Consider the following 17,945-nt stretch of genomic DNA (forward strand, 5'->3'; position numbering starts at 1 on the left):
ATCTGAATGTACGTACCGGCCCCGGGACTTCGAATAAACGGCTGACGACCCTGAAAAAGGGAACAAAAGTCGACGTGACAGGCGAGGCCGGCGGGGGCTGGCTGAAGATCAAATACAACGGCGGCACGGCGTATGTGTCGGGTGATTTTGTGGCGAGACCTTCTGATGGCGGCAGCGGTGAAAATTCGCCTGCACCGTCACCATCTGATGAATCAGATTATCCGGAACAGGACACGCGGTATGGTGTGGTCACGACAGGCTTGAATTTCAGAAAGGGTCCGAGTAAGTCTTATGATGTCATTCGGGTACTGCAGGCTGGCACACGTGTGGAAATACTGACCGGGGCAAATGGATGGTTAAAAGTCAGCTATGGTGGTCGTGACGGATATGTCTACGCAGACTTTATCAGGGAAGAAGAAACGGTAACGAAACAGGAAGGGGACACGGTGTACATCACAACCAAATATCCTGTTTCGTTCGGTCAGGCACTCCAGAAGGAGCAGAAAGTGAATGGCAGCAGCAACCTGGCTTATTACCTTAACCCCAGAAACTTCTCAAAAGGTTCGACGGAATACTATCAGTTTCTTCAGCTGTCTTCCCTCGCCAACCTGAATATGCGGGATATGCAGATCATATTAGCGGGCCGGGGTATTCTCTCCGGTTATGCGGCAGAATTTATTACAGCTGCTGAAAATAATGGAGTAAATGAAGTTTATCTTGTTTCCCATGCTCTTCTTGAGACCGGGAACGGCACATCCAGTCTCGCGAAAGGTGTCCGCATACATGGCACGAAGGTGTACAATATGTTCGGTATTGGTGCTTATGATGGCAATGCCGTAAATGCTGGTGCAGAATACGCTTACAGTCATGGCTGGACCACCCCGGGAAAAGCAATAGAAGGCGGTGCCGCCTGGATCGCCGACCATTATATTTACAATCGGGCATATCGACAGGATACGCTGTACAAGATGCGCTGGAATCCGGATGCCCTGGTCATGGGGAATGCGGCACATCAATACGCGACGGACCCTGGCTGGGCAGTTAAGCAGACACCAATGATTGATAACATGTACAGGAAAATAACAAAATACACGCAGATCTTTGATGTACCTGAATATCGGAACTGAGAAGCAAGGCCCCTGGCGCCGTCTGAGCCGATCTTCAGCATTCCGGACTTTTATTCTGTAAAAACAGAGCACGGACCCCGGTCCGTGCTCGTTCATTTATCCTATTTATGTTCTAAAGTGCCCTTGCTGAGCTGTCTCCATTTATTTCCCAGTTTTGGAGGAACATAATTTTCCATCTTTTTAAGCAGCAACTCCGGATCAGAAGACACAGTCAGGAGATTCAGGTTAGACTGATCGGCAAACTGATGGTCGATGCTGTGCTGAATCAGTGATATCAGCGGATCAAAGTATCCGTCAGCATTCAGCAGACCGATGGGTTTATGATGCAGGCCGATCTGTGCCCAGCAAAGGATCTCGAATAATTCATCAAAAGTTCCAATCCCGCCCGGCAAAGCGATGAACCCGTCTGCAAGTTCATTCATCTTCTCTTTTCGGGCGTGCATCCCGTCGACTTCCAGAAGTTCTGTCAGACCGGCATGAGCCATTTCTCCCAGAATCATCCCGCGCGGCATGACACCGATGACCTTACCGCCAAGGGATAGCACGCGATCGGCAATGACACCCATCAGACCGATCGAAGATCCCCCATAGACGAGGCGCCACCCTTTTCGTGCGATGATTTCACCGAGTTTGGCCGCCTTCTTTGCATATTCAGGATCTGTACCCAGATTCGAACCGGCATAAACACAAATGCTTTTACTCAATCCCATCATCCTTCCTGCTTAAACTGGAATCTTCTATCATTGTATCGCAAATGTTTGAACAATAGCATCGGAGACAACTTTAATGGACCCGATGATTCTTATCAAATTGGCCGGATGATCATCACAAGGAGTTGAAAAAACCTGAATCGGACGGATCATCTCTCCGGCAGCGGATTTTTTCAGAAATCAAAAGGTGTCACTATAGATTCAGATTCAGCGGAAAAATAAGTAAAAAAACCCGCAGCCGGGATCCGTTGGGTGGAACACAGACTGCGGGATGAAAATGAATTACAGAAGCATAAACAGTCCGAAGGCTGCAGCCAGGATAAAACGATAGACAGCAAACGGAACCAGGGTGAATCGCCGCAGGAGTTTCAGGAAGAAGACAATGGCCAGCATCGCGACGATGAAGGCAGTCAGAAAGCCTGTAATAAACAGCGGGATATCGCTGACGTGCAGGAAGGAAAGGCTCTTAATCAAATCATAGCCGCTTGCACCAATCATAATCGGCACAGCAAGAATGAATGAAAATTCCGCCGCTGTTTTACGCTCAACGCCGGCAATGATCCCGCCGGAAATTGTTGAACCGGAGCGGGAAAAGCCAGACCAGAGAGACAGGCACTGGAAAAGCCCGATAATGAGTGCCTGAGTATAGGATAATTCTGTTGTTCCCCTGTCCACTCTGCGGGCGGCCAGCCGTTCGGCAAAAATCATCAGGATGCCGCCGGCAACCAGTGCAATCACTACACTCTCCGGTGTGAACAGGACAGCTTTTATAAAATCGCGGAGCAGAACCCCTAAAATGACGGCGGGGATAGCGGCGATAATGATGTGCAGGAGATTCAGATGGCTGGGTCCGCTCTTGGGTTCATTACGGTAGAATCCAAATAAACTCCACAATCTTTTCCAATAAAGGACGACCACAGCCATAATCGATCCAAGTTGAATAATCACTTCGAATGTTTTTGCCGTGTCACCTTCAAAGTTCATCAGGTGTCCGGCCAGAATCAGATGTCCGGTTGAGGAAACCGGGGCAAACTCGGTCAGCCCTTCAATGGCACCCATAATTATTGCAATGATGATTTCAACCAATTGCTTCACCAGCCCTTTAAAAAGTATCAGAAAAACGAAGTCCTTAAGCAACAGCTGCGACTTGTCAGTCAGCAGGTTTTCTTCGCAATATAAAAAAATACAAGCTTTCTCATTATAACATAATCATAACGTACATCTTCAAGGCCACTGGTAAAGGAAAAGTAAATTCAAAAAATATCTCCGAAAGGGGTTGACTTCCTGAACAGTCACTGTATAATAAATAGCACACAGTCAGAAACAATGACAAAGAAAACCAATGAAAAAGAGAGTAGCAAATTTCAGCTGCAACAACGAGCCGGGAGGGTGAGAGCCGGTACAGCGGGATTTGTGAACCGCACTTTTGAGGTGATGGTCTGAAGGGGTATGTAGGATCATCCGGGAACTCCCGTTACAGAGAACCAAAGCAGATTCCCATTTTTTCAGGGAATAACCAGAGTGGTACCGCGGGCTATGTGATCAACGCTCGTCTCTTTTATTTAGTAAAAGAGGCGGGCGTTTTTAATTTACTAAAAAGAAATTAAGACACAGCCGACCTCAGAGGACAGGCTTCGTCAGTTTTTCTCATCAGGCCGCGGTAACCCTGGGGAAAAATACAGTCGTGATTCACTTCTCTGAAGTATTAGTGAAGGAAACAATATTTGAAAAATGCGACCATTTAAAATGGAGGCTTTTCCGGTGAAAGCAGGTATTGTAGGCGCAAATGGATATGGTGGAGCAGAGCTGATCCGCCTTCTGACGAATCATCCGTCGGTTCAGGTGGAGATGCTGATTTCCCACACAACGCAGGGTGAAAAAGTTGAAACACTGTATCCACATCTTTCAGGAATTCTTGAAAAACCACTTGAAGCGTTTGATGCGGACGTCCTGGCTGAGCGGGTGGATGTCGTTTTCTTTGCCACACCGGCCGGCGTCAGTAAAGAGCTGCTTCCGAAGTGCCTGAAACGGGGGCTGACCTGCATTGATCTCTCGGGAGACTTCAGGTTAAAGGATCCATCCGAATATGAAACCTGGTATCATAAAGCACCGGCGGCCGCCGGTCAGCTGGCCGATGCTGTCTACGGACTTCCGGAGCTTAACCGAAGGCAGATTGAATCCGCTCATTTCATCGCCAACCCCGGATGCTACCCGACAGCTTCACTGCTTGGCCTGGCTCCGGCACTGAAGGACGGGGCGCTTGAAAAAGGATCCATCATTATTGACGGGAAATCCGGTGTTTCCGGTTCAGGAAGGAAAGCGGCAACCGGGAATTTGTTCAGCGAAGTGAATGAAAGTGTCAAAGCCTACAAGCTGGGAACGCACCAGCACACACCGGAGATTGAACAGGAAATGGCGGCGATCAGCGGGTACAGGCAGTCCATCACTTTTACCACACACCTGATTCCGATGACGCGCGGGTTAATGTGTACGATTTACGCGAATCTTGCCAAAGGTTACTCGACGAGAGAATTTATCGAAATGTACCGGCACTTTTATAAAAAATCGCCATTTGTCCGGATCAGGCCGCTCGGCACATGGCCGGCAACAAAAGAAGTAGCCGGATCAAATTACTGCGATATCGGATTGCACGTAGATGGAAGGACGAGGCGGCTGACCATTGTTTCAGTCATTGATAATGTCGTCAAAGGCGCCGCCGGCCAGGCGATCCAGAATCTGAATATGATGCAGGGCTGGGAGGAGACAACCGGACTCCGGTATACCCCGATCTACCCGTGAGAGGGAGAATGAAAATGGAAAATACGATGGAACAGCAAATAAAGATAACAGAAATCGAGAATGGGGGCGTCGGATCACCGACCGGCTTTATTACCGGCGGACAGCGTATCGGCCTGAGAAAGAGCAAGCCGGATATGGGCTGGATCTATTCACAGCAACCTGCTGCAGCAGCAGGCGTTTATACAACGAATCTGTTTCAGGCGGCTCCGCTTAAGGTCACGAAAACGAGCCTGCAGGAGGAGCAGAAACTTCAGGCCGTGCTCGTCAATACAGTGAGTGCCAATTCCTGTACCGGAGAGCAGGGGATCAAAAATGCTTTCACCACAAGAAAATGGATGGCGAAACATCTGAAGATTCCTGAACATTATGTTGCTGTTGCATCAACCGGTGTGATTGGATTGCAGCTGCCGATGGACAAAATGAAGAAAGGGATTGAAAAGATCTCACTGGATACGTCGGAAGCGCCCTTTGAAAAAGCGATTCTGACCACCGACACGCATACGAAACACCTTGCCGTCCGGCTTAAGGCCGGCGGGAAAACCATTACCATCGGTGGCGCCTGCAAGGGCTCGGGTATGATTAAACCCAATCTGGCTACGATGCTGGGTTTTGTGACAACGGATGCGGCTGTTTCGCCTGACGACCTTCATTCTGCGCTCCTTCAGGTCACACAAAAAACATTTAACCGAATTACCGTCGATGGCGATACGAGTACTAATGATATGGTGCTGGTGCTGGCAAATGGCATGGCAGGAAACGAAACACTGACTGCTGCTCATCCGGACTGGCCGGCATTTCTCGCCGGACTGAAGGCGGTCTGTCAGGGCCTGGCAAAGTTCATTGCCGGCGACGGCGAAGGGGCAACCAAATTAATTGAAGTCCGGGTGACGGGTGCAAAAGATGAACAGGCGGCTGAGGTCATCAGTAAAACGATAGTCGGATCGAGTCTGGTCAAGACGGCTGTATTTGGCAGTGACGCCAACTGGGGCCGCATCGTCTGCGCTATGGGATACAGCGGCGAGCCGTTTGATCCATACAAAATTACATTGAAACTGGGAGATATGCTGCTGTTTGAGAAGGGGATGCCGGCAGTCTTTGATGAAAAGCAGGCGAAGGCGTACCTTGATCGGGACAGTATTATCATAAAAGCCGATCTGGGCGAGGGTAGCGGCGAAGCGGTTGCCTGGGGCTGCGATCTGACTTATAACTACGTCAAAATTAATGCGTCTTATCGCTCGTAAGATAAAAAATACAAGAGACAGGAGGATGACAATGAAACGGTATCTGGTGATTAAATGTGGCGGCAGCGTTTTTGAGAAACTGACCCCTGAATTTTATCGGAGCATTCAGAAGATCCAGGCAGAAGGCCAATGGGCACCGGTGATCGTGCACGGAGGCGGTCCGGCCATCTCGCAAATGCTTGAAAAGCTGGCTATTCCCACCACTTTTCACAATGGTCTGCGCGTGACGACGGATGAAGTACTTGAAGTCGTAGAAATGGTACTGAGCGGTTCGATGAACAAGAAAATCGTAGCGAATATTTGCGGAGCCGGCGGAAGGGCAGTCGGACTGAGCGGGATTGACGGTCATCTGCTGACAGCAAAACCGGCTGCGCCCCGGAGCCTGGGATTTGTCGGGGAAATTGCTGCTGTCGATACACAACTGATCACCTGCCTGAGCGCTAAAGGCTTTATACCGGTTGTCTCCCCGATAGCGATGGATGCCAACGGGCAACATTACAATATCAATGCAGATCAGGCTGCCGCGGCCATTGCCGGCGCACTGAACGGCAGATTATGCTTTATCAGTGATGTTCCCGGAATTATGGTTGAACAGAAGGGTAAAATGGTGCCGCTCGACAAGGTTTCAGATCTGGAGATTGCCCAGCTGATTCACACGAAGAAGATCAGCGGCGGGATGATTCCGAAAGTCATGGCAGCGGTCGACAGTCTGAAACATCATGTCCCGGAAGTGGTCATTGTCAACGGGCTGGCACCTGAATGTCTCACCGACTATACAAAAGGAATCAAAGCAGGGACAAAAATTTTTCTTGAGGAGGAAGCACTCCATGCCTGATAGCCAATCAACAGAGAAAGTTTTTCCGGTGATGTCCGCCTACGGGCGTTTTCCGGTCACCATAGTCAAAGGAAAAGGGTCCTATGTCTGGGATGATGCAGGAAATAAATACCTGGACTATACGTCAGGCATTGCCGTCTGTGCATTAGGCCATGTTCCCGATGCGGTCGGCGCGGTACTTAAGAAGCAGCTTGATACCCTCTGGCACTGTTCCAATCTTTTCCACATCGCGTCTCAGGAAAAGCTGGCCGGTATGCTGACCGACCTGACCTGCTGTGATCAGGTGTTCTTCTGCAACAGTGGTGCCGAGGCGAACGAAGGGGCCATTAAACTGGCCCGCCGTTATGCTCATTTAATCAATAAAAAAGAAAAAGGTCATATTGTCACTTTTAATCATTCATTCCACGGCCGGACGATGGCTACACTGACGGCAACAGCGCAGGCAAAAATACAGGACGGATTCGGGCCGCTGGTTCCGGGATTCACTTACCTTCCCTATAACGATATGTCAGCGATCCGCGCACTGGAAGTTGATGATGACGCCATTGCCGTCATGCTGGAGATGGTTCAGGGTGAAGGCGGTGTGATCCCTGCTGATCCTGAATGGGTCAGTGCGCTTGCCGAAGTGTGTCAGAAGAAGGGGATTCTGCTGATGGTCGACGAGGTGCAGACGGGATTCGGCCGGACGGGGTCATTATTTGCCTACCAGCAATATCACATCGAACCGGATGTCATCACGGTGGCTAAAGCACTGGGTTCCGGTATCCCCATTGGCGCTTTCCTGGCCAAAAAGGAAGTCTCACAGGTGTTTACACCGGGCACACACGGATCGACATTCGGAGGCAACCCGTTTTCAACGATGGCAGGTATTGCCACTCTGGAAGCCTTTAAAAAACAGCATGTCATCGAACAATGCCGGGAAAATGCTGCCTGTTTAAATGAAAAACTGAAGGCTTTAAAGGAGAAGTATCCGGATAAAATCGAAACGGTCCGTGGGAAAGGCCTTCTGATCGGCGTCGTGACAACATTCCCGGCAATAAACGCCGTCAACAGGCTCAGGGAGAAACATCATGTGCTGATTTTGACGGCCGGGAAGCAGGTCCTGAGGATCCTGCCTCCGCTGGTGACGCAAAAAGATGAAATAGATCGCTTTATTTACGCGTTGGATGATGTTTTGAAAAACAGTTAAGAGGAGGGTGCTGATGTTGAAAAAAGGTTATCTGATTCTCGAGTCGGGTGATGTGTTTCCGGGTGTTCGCGTCGGCAGCAAGGCCTCTGTTTTTGGTGAAATTGTGTTTAATACCAGCATGACCGGGTACCAGGAAATCATGACGGATCCCTCCTATACCGGACAGATTATGACGTTCTGTTACCCGCTGATCGGAAATTACGGAGTCAACCGTAACGACAGTGAGAGTTCTGCGATCCACATGCAGGGCGTCGTCTTCAGCCATCTCTGCGATCTGCCCGGTCATTATCAGTCTCTCGAAACGGTGGATCAGTGGCTGAAGGAATCCGGCGTCCCCGGGCTTTCAGAAGTCGATACGCGCGCGGTCGTGAGAACAGTCAGAAAAAGCGGAACGATGAAAGCCGTCATTACGGATCATTCGGATGCATCAGCTGTTGACTGGGGAAAACCACTTCCTCACGACGAAGTCAGTCGTGTTTCCGTGAAGAAACCGGTTGTTTATCCCGGAGACGGTCCGCATGTTGTTCTGATCGACTACGGCTATAAAAAGTCAATGCTCACAGCCCTGCTTGACGCAGGCTGTAAAGTAACCGTTGTTCCGTTCAATACAACATATGAGGAGATAACCCGACTGGATCCGGACGGCATCATGCTCAGTAACGGACCGGGCGATCCGCAACAGCTCAAAGCCCATTTCCGTGAACTGAAGAAAATCACCGCTCATTATCCGGTGCTTGGTATTTGCCTTGGCCATCAGCTGATCGCACTGGCTTACGGGGCGAAAACAGGCAAGCTGCTGTTCGGTCACCGCGGGGCGAATCATCCGGTCCGGGAATGCGCAACGGGTAAGGTCTGGATGACTTCTCAGAATCACAGCTATGTGGTGGAAAGAGGCAGCATAGACAGTCAGGTGTTTCATGTCAGTTATGAGAATGTGAATGACGGATCGATAGAAGGGCTGAAACATTGCACGCTTCCGATTGAAACGGTTCAGTTTCATCCCGAGGCGCACCCTGGTCCCGATGATACCCATCCGGTTTTTCAGCGGTTCATGCAGACGATTAAACAGAACAAGGGTGAAGTAACTCATGCCGTTACGTACTGATATAAAAAAAGTGCTGGTCATCGGTTCAGGCCCCATCGTGATTGGTCAGGCAGCGGAATTTGATTATGCCGGCACGCAGGCCTGCCTTGCCCTGAAAGAAGAAGGTATTGAGGTGGTGCTGATTAACAGCAACCCGGCAACGATCATGACGGATGACAGAATCGCTGACCGGACCTATGTCGAACCCCTGACCGTACAGGCTATTGAAAAGATTATGATTAAAGAGCATCCGGATGGACTGATCGGCACGCTTGGCGGACAAACCGGGCTGAATCTGGCGGTTGAACTCTATGAAAAGGGGATTCTTGCCAGATACGGCGTGGAACTGCTCGGCACGTCCGTCTCATCCATTCAGCACGGGGAAGACCGCGAGCTTTTCAAAAAGCTGATGATTGATATTCATGAACCGATCCCTGAATCAAAAATCATCCGCAGCTATGAGGACGGTCTCGCCTTTACCCGCAAAATCGGTTATCCGGTGATTATCCGGCCGGCCTATACATTGGGCGGATCGGGAGGCGGCTTTGCTTATAACGATCAGGATCTTGATCTTGTGCTCCACAGAGGACTGAATCTCAGCCCGATCCATGAAGTACTGATTGAAAAGAGCATCAAGGGCTGGAAAGAGATTGAGTATGAGGTCATGCGTGACGCAAACGATACCTGTATCATTGTCTGCAATATGGAAAATGTGGATCCTGTGGGGGTCCATACGGGAGACAGTGTCGTGGTCGCTCCTTCACAGACGCTTTCCGATGTCCAGTATCAGATGCTGCGCAATGCCTCACTGAAAATTATCCGGGCACTGAAGATCGTCGGCGGATGCAACATTCAGTTTGCGCTGAATCCGGAATCGGATGAATATGCCATCATTGAAGTGAATCCGCGGGTCAGCCGTTCATCGGCGCTCGCCTCAAAGGCGACCGGCTATCCCATTGCCCGCGTAGCTGCTAAATGTGCCATCGGCTTTTATCTTGATGAAATACTGAACCCGATTACCGGTACGACCTATGCTTCTTTTGAACCGGCAATTGATTACATCGTTGTCAAGATTCCGCGTTTTCCGTTCGATAAGTTCACGGAAGCCGATCACAGTCTTGGCACACAGATGAAGGCGACCGGGGAAGTGATGGCGATCGACCGGACGTTTGAAGGGGCTTTGAATAAGGGCATTCGGTCAATGGAAATGGGATTCAGCGGTCTGGATGATCCGTCCTGTCACCATCTGGACGAGGAGACTCTGAGGGAACACCTGCGGCAGGCGACCGATCTGAGGCTGTTTGCCATTGCCGAACTGATGCGGCGCGGCAGCACGGTGGATGAGATGCATCAGCTGACCGAAATAGATTCATGGTTTCTGAACGGGATAAAAAGGCTGATCCACTTCGAGTCTGCGCTTCGGAAACAGGGTAAACGCGGGCTGACCGACGAGAGCCTGGTCCAGGCGAAAAGATGGAATATCGGTGACCGGCGTCTTGCTGAACTCCTCGGAATAAAGGAAGAAAGCATTCGGGCGCGCAGACAGGCGATCGGTTTAAAGCCGGTCTATCATCTGGTCGATACCTGTGCGGGTGAGTTTGAGGCCGAGACGCCTTATTATTACTCCACCTGGCAGGGGGCCGACGAAGCGGAAGTCGACGAGAAGCCAAAAATCCTCATTGTCGGATCCGGGCCGATCCGGATCGGGCAGGGTATTGAATTTGATTACTGCTGCGTTCAGGCCACACTTGCCGTGAAAAAGCTGGGCTATGAAGCGGTAGTGATCAACAATAACCCGGAAACAGTCAGCACGGATTATTCGACAGCTGACCGGCTGTACTTTGAGCCGCTTTCGCCGGAAGATATTCTTAATGTGGCGGAAAAAGAAGGGGTCCGCGGTGCACTGGTTCAGTTTGGCGGACAGACCGCTGTGAATGTAGCTGAGGCGCTGGAGCAGGCCGGTATTCCTGTTCTGGGTACTTCGACAAAAGCGATTGAAAAACTGGAAGACCGGGAACAGTTTTATGATCTGCTTACCGAACTCAGGATCCCGCATATTAAAGGAACAAGCGTCAGCAGCCTTGAGGATCTGCGCGAGGCCGGAAGACAGCTTGGTTTTCCGATCCTGGTTCGTCCCTCCTTTGTCATTGGCGGGCAATCGATGTTTCTGTTTCATCAGCCGGGTGAGCTGGAACATTACATGCACAGCGAACACAGCCTGAATGCTCAGTCCTTTCCGCTGCTCGTTGACCGCTACATGCCCGGCACCGAATGTGAAGTCGATGCCATCAGCGACGGCGAAGAAGTGACGATTCCCGGTGTATTTGAACATATTGAGCGGGCAGGCGTTCATTCCGGTGACAGTATTGCCGTTTTTCCTTCTTTTACGCTTACTGAGGACATGAAGAAGGAGATTGCCGCAGATACCCGAAAGATCTGCCGCCGACTGCATGTCAGGGGACTGATCAACATCCAGTTTGTCATCGCGGACGGAACGGTTTATGTGCTGGAAGTTAACCCCCGGGCGTCACGGACGGTACCGATTATCAGTAAAGTCACCGGTATTCCGATGGTCGAGAAGGCGGTTGCCATCCAGCTGGGAGATAAGCTTGCAGCGCTCGGGCTTACAGGCGGCTATAGCCACGCGCCTCAATTCTGGTCGGTCAAGGCACCGGTTTTCTCATTTACCAAGCTGAAGGGCGTAGATCCTGTACTCGGACCGGAAATGAAATCAACCGGTGAACAGCTGGGCATGGGGGAGAAGCTCCATGAAGCTTTTACAAAAGCCGTTTTCTCGGGGGAAGAAAATCCCTTCTCCGGTTCGCAGAGGGGGAAAAAGCTGCTTATTTCCATTACGGACCGGGAGCGGCCGGAAAGCCTGAATCTGATCCGCAGGCTGGCGGGAAAGGGTTTTGAAATCGTGGCGACAGGCAGGACAGCAGCATTCGTCAAATCCTCAGGTATCCGTGTTCAGAGGATTGAAGCACATGCCGAAGCCGTTCAGAGCCTCCTTGCCAAGGGTGATACAGCGGCTGTCCTGAATATCCCGACAGCAGGCAGAAATACCGAATCATTCGGATTTGAACTGAGGTCGCTGGCCCTCCGCTACCAGATCCCGCTTTACACCTGCCTTGATACATTGAAGGCAGCCGTGGATGCGGCAGACGAAGATTTCACGCTGAACGTCCACACGCTTGATGAATATCGGACACTGACCTATACGACGAACAAGGAGAAGTGACATGACGGAGCAGAAAGATTCTATTTTTCAGTTATCGGGAAAAGATTTTCTCACCATTGCCGAACTGTCGGCGGATGAACTGCATCTTTTATTAAAACAGGCTTATGATATGAAGCAATTGACCAAAAAGCATATCCCGCACCCTTATCTGAAAGGCAAAACGCTGGCCATGATATTTGAAAAATCATCCACACGGACACGCGTTTCTTTTGAAGTCGGTATGTACCAGCTTGGCGGATCGGCATTGTTTCTCAGCAGCCGTGACATTCAGATCGGGCGCGGAGAAACGATCCCGGATACGGCCAGGGTACTCTCCCGATTCGTCGACGGGATCCTGATCCGGACCTTCGATCATGATCAAGTGGTGGAACTGGCAAAATATGCTGACGTCCCTGTGATTAACGGGCTGACCGATACCCACCACCCGACTCAGGTGCTGGCGGATTTGCTGACGATTTATGAACATAAGGGGCGGCTGAAGGGGTTAAAAGCCTGCTTCATCGGCGACGGGTACAACAACATGGCACATTCTCTGGTGGAAGGTGCGGCGGCGGTCGGCATGGACATGACCGTTGCAAGCCCTGAAGGCTATGAACCGGATCCGGCTATTTTTGACGCAGCAGTAAAGCGCGGAGCAGAGAACGGCAGTCGGATCGCCTTGACCCACTCCCCGCAGGAAGCCGCAGAGGGCTGTGACATCATCATTACCGATACCTGGCTGAGCATGGGCGATGAAGATGAGAAAGAAAAGCGGCTCCATGATTTTCAGGGGTATCAGGTGAATGATACGCTTGAGGCACTGGCCGAACCGGATTACATCTTTATGCATTGTCTGCCGGCCCATCGCGGTGAAGAAGTCACACCGGAGATTATTGACGGACCGCACTCTGTGGTATTCGACGAAGCGGAAAACCGGCTTCATGCTCATAAAGCGATTCTTAAATGTCTGATGGAAAACAAATAAATCATAGATTGAAAACAATTAAAGGAGGATTTCTCTCATGGCAAAAGAAAAAATTGTGCTTGCTTATTCCGGCGGTCTGGACACTTCGGTCTGCATTAAATGGCTTCAGGACAAATATAACTATGACGTCATTGCACTGAGTATTGACGTCGGCGAAGAAGGCAAGGATCTGGATCGGGTTAAACAAAAGGCACTCGATGTCGGTGCCGTTAAATCATACGTTGTGGATGCTAAAGAACTGCTGGCTGAAAATTATCTGGCACCGGCGCTTCAGGCGAATGCACTGTATGAAGGCGTCTATCCACTTTCTTCAGGACTTTCCCGTCCGCTGATCGGGAAACTGCTCGTTGATGTGGCTCATAAGGAAGGGGCAACGGCTGTAGCTCACGGCTGCACGGGCAAGGGAAACGATCAGGTTCGGTTCGAAGTCGCGATTCAGGCGCTGGATCCGACACTCAAAGTGGTCGCTCCGGTACGTGAATGGGGGATGACCCGTGACGAGGAAATCAAATATGCGGAAAAGCACGGGATTCCGATTCCGGTCGATCTTGACAATCCCTTCTCTATTGACGCCAACATCTGGGGACGTGCCTGCGAAGCCGGTGTGCTGGAGAATCCATGGAATGAAGCGCCGGAAGAAGCCTTTGCCTGGACCAACCCGATTGAGAAAACACCGGATACAGCTGAATATGTGGAAATTGAATTTAACGAGGGCATTCCCTGCGGCCTGAACGGAGAAAAAAAGCCATTCATTGACATCATTAAAGAATTAAACAAACTGGGCGGCCTGCATGGCGTCGGACGGATTGATCATATTGAAAACCGTCTTGTGGGCATCAAATCCCGTGAAGTCTATGAAAGTCCGGCAGGCGTGATTTTAATCAATGCGCACCAGGCGCTTGAGACGATTACCCTGACGAAAGAAGTTTCGAAGTTCAAGCCGCTGATAGATAAGGAAATCTCTCAGGTGATCTATGACGGGCTCTGGTACTCACCAATTCGCGAAGCCCTGATGGCGTTTGTTAAGCAGACGCAGCAGGTTGTCTCCGGTAAAGTGCGCGTGAAACTGTTCAAAGGCAATCATGTCGTTGTCGGACGTGCTTCGGAGAACAGCCTCTACAATGAAAAGCTTGCGACCTATACCAAGGGTGATGCCTTCGATCACAATGCGGCTGTAGGTTTCATCAAGCTATGGGGGCTTCCGACGAAGGTCAACGCCGAAGTACACAAGAATCACACGGAAACGGAGGCAGATCATGGCGAAACTGTGGGGCGGCCGGTTTACGAAGTCAACCAATAAGCTGGTTGACGCATACACCGCGTCGATTTCCTATGATAAGGAACTGGCAAAAGAAGATATCGAAGGCAGCATCGCCCATGTGACGATGCTTGGCGAGTGCGGGATCGTTACACCGGAAGAATCGGCGGTCATTCAGCAGGGTCTGAAGACAATTCTGAAAAAAGTGGAAAAGGGCGAAGCCCGGTTTTCAGTCGATCAGGAAGACATCCATATGAATATTGAACGGATGCTGATCGATGAGATCGGCCCGGTTGGTGGTAAGCTGCACACCGGTCGCAGCCGCAATGACCAGGTCGCGACCGACATGCATCTATACATGCGGAATAAGACCCATGACCTGATCGAACTGCTAGAGCATGTGCAGTACGCCCTCCTCGAACAGGCTAGGGTCAACGTGGATACGATCCTTCCGGGGTACACTCATCTGCAGCGTGCACAGCCGATTTCATTTGCCCATCACCTGCTTGCCTATTTTTGGATGTTTGAGCGGGACAAGGGGCGCCTGAAAGACAGCCTGAAACGGCTCAATGTGCTGCCGCTTGGTGCAGGCGCCCTGGCCGGGACGACCTTCCCGATCAACCGCCGCCGTGTCGCCGAACTGCTCGGTTTTGACGATGTCTATCCGAACAGCATGGATGCCGTCAGTGACCGTGACTTTGTCGTCGAGGCTTTGTCCGCCTGTTCGCTGATTATGGTCCACCTCTCTCGCCTGTCGGAAGAGATGGTTCTGTGGAGCAGCCAGGAGTTCCAGTTTATCGAACTGGACGATGCGTTCTGCACGGGCTCAAGCATCATGCCGCAGAAGAAAAATCCGGATGTTTCCGAACTGCTGCGCGGCAAAACCGGGCGTGTGTTCGGTCACCTGATGGGCCTGCTTACCGTGCTGAAAGGCCTGCCGCTCGCCTACAACAAGGATATGCAGGAAGACAAGGAAGGCATTTTCGACACGGTCAAAACGCTGACTGGTGCGCTGCAGCTGCTCGCGCCGATTCTTGAGACGATGACCGTGAACAAAGACCAGATGCGCCACGCCGTCGAGAAGGATTACTCCAACGCAACGGATATCGCCGACTATCTGGCGAAAAAGGGCCTGCCGTTCCGCGAGGCCCATGCGATTACGGGTAAAATGGTGCTTTACGCCATTGAACATAAAAAGTATTTACTGGAACTCGATCTTAACGAGTACAAACAGTTCAGTCCTTTATTTGAAAAGGATATTTTTGAAGATCTGCAGCCGGAAAACGTGATGCGCGCCCGCGAAAGCGAAGGCGGCACCGCCCCGCACCAGGTTGAAAAGCAGTTGAAACTCGCCGAAGAAAAACTCGGCGTCAATGAAAACCGTTGACCTCCCTATTATTTTAAATAGGTCAAATAAATGAGCACCGTTTACGGCCAACCCGTGTTCGGTGTTTTTTTTACACTTTTGAATGCATCAAACAGGCGCGAAGGACTAACTCGGGGTTCCGGCAGAAATTACAGGGAATCGTGCCGAATAAAGGGCCAGTCGATGGACACCGCTCTGGCTGAATAACCAGGCAATCTGGCTGAATAATCAGGGATCCGGCTGAATTATCATGGACCCGGCTGAAAAAAGGGCTAATCCGGCTGAAAAAAGGGCTAATCCGGCTGAAATCACAGGGAATCCCGCTGAAAAAGCCGGGCAGCCAGCCGGATCATACTCTTTGCTCGTTGCATGACATTCAGTAAACGGGTCCTGTATGAATATTTTTTCATCCTTTGTTCTCTGATTCTGCTATGATAACAGTAGTTATTTTTGGAAAGGCTGTTGTTCTGTGAAAATCGCTTTAACCGAACGTAGACAGGGAAGTACAATAAAACCATCCCAGCATGTCTGGCTTGTGCTGATTCTTGGCGCTCTTTCAGCGTTTGGTCCTCTGTCGATGGATATGTACCTGCCGTCGCTGCCCTCACTGACCCGCGATCTGAATACGACGACCTCGCTTGCTCAGTTAAGCATCACAGCCTGTCTGATCGGTCTTGCAGTCGGACAGATCATAATCGGTCCATTCAGCGACAGTCACGGCAGGCGTGGCCCGCTGCTGGCCGGTCTTGCAGGATTTGTGATCACTTCTTTTCTCTGTACCTTCGTTGATTCGGTTGTCTGGCTGGTCATACTGAGGCTTTTGCAGGGACTTTCCGGGGCAGCCGGACTCGTCATCTCACGTGCCATCGCAAGAGATTTATACTCCGGGACAGAACTGACGAAGTTTTTTTCCATGCTGATGGCGGTCAACGGTATTTTTCCGATCATTGCGCCCATCATCGGCGGATTTATCCTGAGATTCACAACCTGGCACGGTGTATTTATCGTGCTGGGTATCATCGGACTCCTGCTTTTTCTCGGGACACTGATCGGTTTGCCGGAAACCTTATCGGAAGAAAGAAGAATCCATGGCGGGATCGGTGCCACCTTCTCTGAGACGGGGCGCATCTGTCGGGACAGGCAGTTTATGAGCTACGCTGTGGTCCAGGGCCTCGTCATGGGTGCCATGTTCTGCTACATCGCCGGATCTTCCTTCGTTCTTCAGGACATGTACGGCGTTACACCGTTCGGATTCAGCCTGTTTTTCGCAACGAACGGTCTGGGTATCGTCGTCATGTCACAGGTGGCGGGCAATTTGTCCGGACATGTGGATGAGAAAAAGATTCTGCGTACGGGTACGCAGATTGCGGCTGCCGGAAGTATTGCCCTTTTTTCCAGCCTGCTGCTTCATCCGGCTCCGCTGATTGCGGTGATCATCCCGCTCTTCCTTATCGTTTCGATGGTGGGCCTCGTGAACACAACGGCTTTTTCCCTCGCCATGCAGTCGCAGGGCAGGGCAGCCGGAAGTGCTTCTGCGATACTTGGCCTTGGCATGAACATGATTGGGGGTATCCTGTCGCCGCTGGTCGGGCTGGGTGGCAGCAGGACCTACTTCCCGATGGCACTGCTGATTCTGGTCTGTGACGTTGGTGCTTTACTTATTTATATTATTTTTGTTAATAGAAAAAAAGTCTGATAGAAGAAGGTCAGGATATTGCGAAAATTTTTCCTTGATTTGTACCAGATCCGCCCCAGTCAGATGTACCTGGATCAGTCAAAAATTGATCGATTAAAAGGGCAGTTTGACCCGCTTAATGTCAGAGGAAATCTCCCCTTGCCCATTAAAAAAATCGGCGGGACGGTCTTCTTCACAGACGGCCATACACGTGCCTATCTGTATGACGCAAGCGGTATCTCACTTATTCCCGTATATTGGGATGAAGATCCGATTGACATCAAACTCTATCAAACCTGCCTGAGATGGTGCAGAGAGGAACAGATTGTGTTCATCAGCGACCTGAAAGAACGGATTCTGCCACATGATCAGTTTGTCGAGCAATGGATCAGGCGGTGCGAGGCAGAGTCAGAAAAGGGAGAATGAGAGGAATGCCCAAGCATAAATAATAAAGCT

The 17,945-nt window shown here is 50.7% G+C and carries 14 protein-coding genes and 1 other annotated feature; of the genes, 12 read left to right on the forward strand and 2 right to left on the reverse strand.

The features are described from left to right. A partial coding sequence (locus EWH91_RS12945) for an SH3 domain-containing protein (RefSeq protein WP_129930495.1) occupies positions 1–1,127 on the forward strand: 1,127 nt, incomplete at its 5' end. Between the two features lie 101 nt (positions 1,128–1,228). Here EWH91_RS12945 and EWH91_RS12950 read toward each other — a convergent pair. Then, positions 1,229–1,831 carry an LOG family protein gene (locus tag EWH91_RS12950; RefSeq protein ID WP_129930497.1) on the reverse strand — a complete coding sequence of 201 codons (603 nt, stop codon included), beginning with the start codon at positions 1,829–1,831 and terminating at the stop codon, positions 1,229–1,231. A 288-nt stretch (positions 1,832–2,119) separates the two neighbouring features. Next, the gene (bacA, locus tag EWH91_RS12955; protein WP_129930499.1) at positions 2,120–2,923 is read right to left on the reverse strand and encodes an undecaprenyl-diphosphate phosphatase; all 804 of its coding nucleotides are present in this window, start codon (positions 2,921–2,923) and stop codon (positions 2,120–2,122) included. Between the two features lie 247 nt (positions 2,924–3,170). Next, positions 3,171–3,397: a binding site (T-box leader), on the forward strand. 201 nt (positions 3,398–3,598) lie between these two features. Here bacA and argC point away from each other — a divergent pair. The 11 genes from argC to EWH91_RS13010 all read left to right on the forward strand — a co-directional run bounded on the left by argC (position 3,599) and on the right by EWH91_RS13010 (position 17,915). Beyond that, positions 3,599–4,636 carry an N-acetyl-gamma-glutamyl-phosphate reductase gene (gene argC / locus EWH91_RS12960; protein WP_129930501.1) on the forward strand — a complete coding sequence of 346 codons (1,038 nt, stop codon included), beginning with the start codon at positions 3,599–3,601 and terminating at the stop codon, positions 4,634–4,636. Positions 4,637–4,650: 14 nt separating this feature from the next. Continuing rightward, positions 4,651–5,877, forward strand: coding sequence for a bifunctional glutamate N-acetyltransferase/amino-acid acetyltransferase ArgJ (argJ, locus tag EWH91_RS12965; RefSeq protein WP_129930503.1), 1,227 nt, complete (start codon positions 4,651–4,653; stop codon positions 5,875–5,877). Positions 5,878–5,908: 31 nt separating this feature from the next. Further along, positions 5,909–6,712: an acetylglutamate kinase gene (argB, locus tag EWH91_RS12970; RefSeq protein WP_129930505.1), complete on the forward strand. Its 804-nt coding sequence runs from the start codon at positions 5,909–5,911 to the stop codon at positions 6,710–6,712. Then, on the forward strand, positions 6,705–7,901 hold the full coding sequence (locus EWH91_RS12975) for an aspartate aminotransferase family protein (RefSeq protein WP_129930507.1): 1,197 nt from the start codon (positions 6,705–6,707) through the stop codon (positions 7,899–7,901). Before argB ends, EWH91_RS12975 begins: the two co-directional genes overlap by 8 nt. 16 nt (positions 7,902–7,917) lie before the next feature. Continuing rightward, on the forward strand, positions 7,918–9,006 hold the full coding sequence (locus EWH91_RS12980; protein WP_129930547.1) for a carbamoyl phosphate synthase small subunit: 1,089 nt from the start codon (positions 7,918–7,920) through the stop codon (positions 9,004–9,006). Then, positions 8,990–12,226, forward strand: coding sequence for a carbamoyl-phosphate synthase (glutamine-hydrolyzing) large subunit (gene carB, locus EWH91_RS12985; protein WP_129930509.1), 3,237 nt, complete (start codon positions 8,990–8,992; stop codon positions 12,224–12,226). The genes EWH91_RS12980 and carB overlap by 17 nt, the downstream gene beginning before the upstream one ends. A gap of 1 nt (position 12,227) precedes the next feature. Further along, positions 12,228–13,190, forward strand: a complete 963-nt coding sequence (gene argF, locus EWH91_RS12990) for an ornithine carbamoyltransferase (RefSeq protein ID WP_129930511.1) — start codon at positions 12,228–12,230, stop codon at positions 13,188–13,190. A gap of 37 nt (positions 13,191–13,227) precedes the next feature. Further along, on the forward strand, positions 13,228–14,490 hold the full coding sequence (locus EWH91_RS12995) for an argininosuccinate synthase (protein ID WP_129930513.1): 1,263 nt from the start codon (positions 13,228–13,230) through the stop codon (positions 14,488–14,490). Continuing rightward, positions 14,447–15,835 carry an argininosuccinate lyase gene (argH, locus tag EWH91_RS13000; protein ID WP_129930515.1) on the forward strand — a complete coding sequence of 463 codons (1,389 nt, stop codon included), beginning with the start codon at positions 14,447–14,449 and terminating at the stop codon, positions 15,833–15,835. The genes EWH91_RS12995 and argH overlap by 44 nt, the downstream gene beginning before the upstream one ends. A 454-nt stretch (positions 15,836–16,289) precedes the next feature. After that, a complete protein-coding gene (locus EWH91_RS13005) occupies positions 16,290–17,510 on the forward strand; it encodes a multidrug effflux MFS transporter (protein ID WP_129930549.1) in 1,221 nt (406 codons plus the stop codon). 18 nt (positions 17,511–17,528) lie between these two features. After that, positions 17,529–17,915, forward strand: a complete 387-nt coding sequence (locus tag EWH91_RS13010; protein ID WP_129930517.1) for a hypothetical protein — start codon at positions 17,529–17,531, stop codon at positions 17,913–17,915. Positions 17,916–17,945 lie beyond the last annotated feature (30 nt).

The organism is Sporolactobacillus sp. THM19-2 (assembly GCF_004153195.1).
Taxonomy (GTDB): Bacteria; Bacillota; Bacilli; order Bacillales; family Sporolactobacillaceae; genus Sporolactobacillus.

What these genes read in the sequence shown, in the direction of transcription:
- argJ (WP_129930503.1), top strand. Translation starts at nt 4,651, where the DNA reads ATGGAAAATACGATGGAACAGCAAATAAAGATAACAGAAATCGAGAAT.
- argB (WP_129930505.1), top strand. Translation starts at nt 5,909, where the DNA reads ATGAAACGGTATCTGGTGATTAAATGTGGCGGCAGCGTTTTTGAGAAA.
- EWH91_RS12975 (WP_129930507.1), top strand. Translation starts at nt 6,705, where the DNA reads ATGCCTGATAGCCAATCAACAGAGAAAGTTTTTCCGGTGATGTCCGCC.
- carB (WP_129930509.1), top strand. Translation starts at nt 8,990, where the DNA reads ATGCCGTTACGTACTGATATAAAAAAAGTGCTGGTCATCGGTTCAGGC.
- argF (WP_129930511.1), top strand. Translation starts at nt 12,228, where the DNA reads ATGACGGAGCAGAAAGATTCTATTTTTCAGTTATCGGGAAAAGATTTT.
- EWH91_RS12995 (WP_129930513.1), top strand. Translation starts at nt 13,228, where the DNA reads ATGGCAAAAGAAAAAATTGTGCTTGCTTATTCCGGCGGTCTGGACACT.
- argH (WP_129930515.1), top strand. Translation starts at nt 14,447, where the DNA reads ATGGCGAAACTGTGGGGCGGCCGGTTTACGAAGTCAACCAATAAGCTG.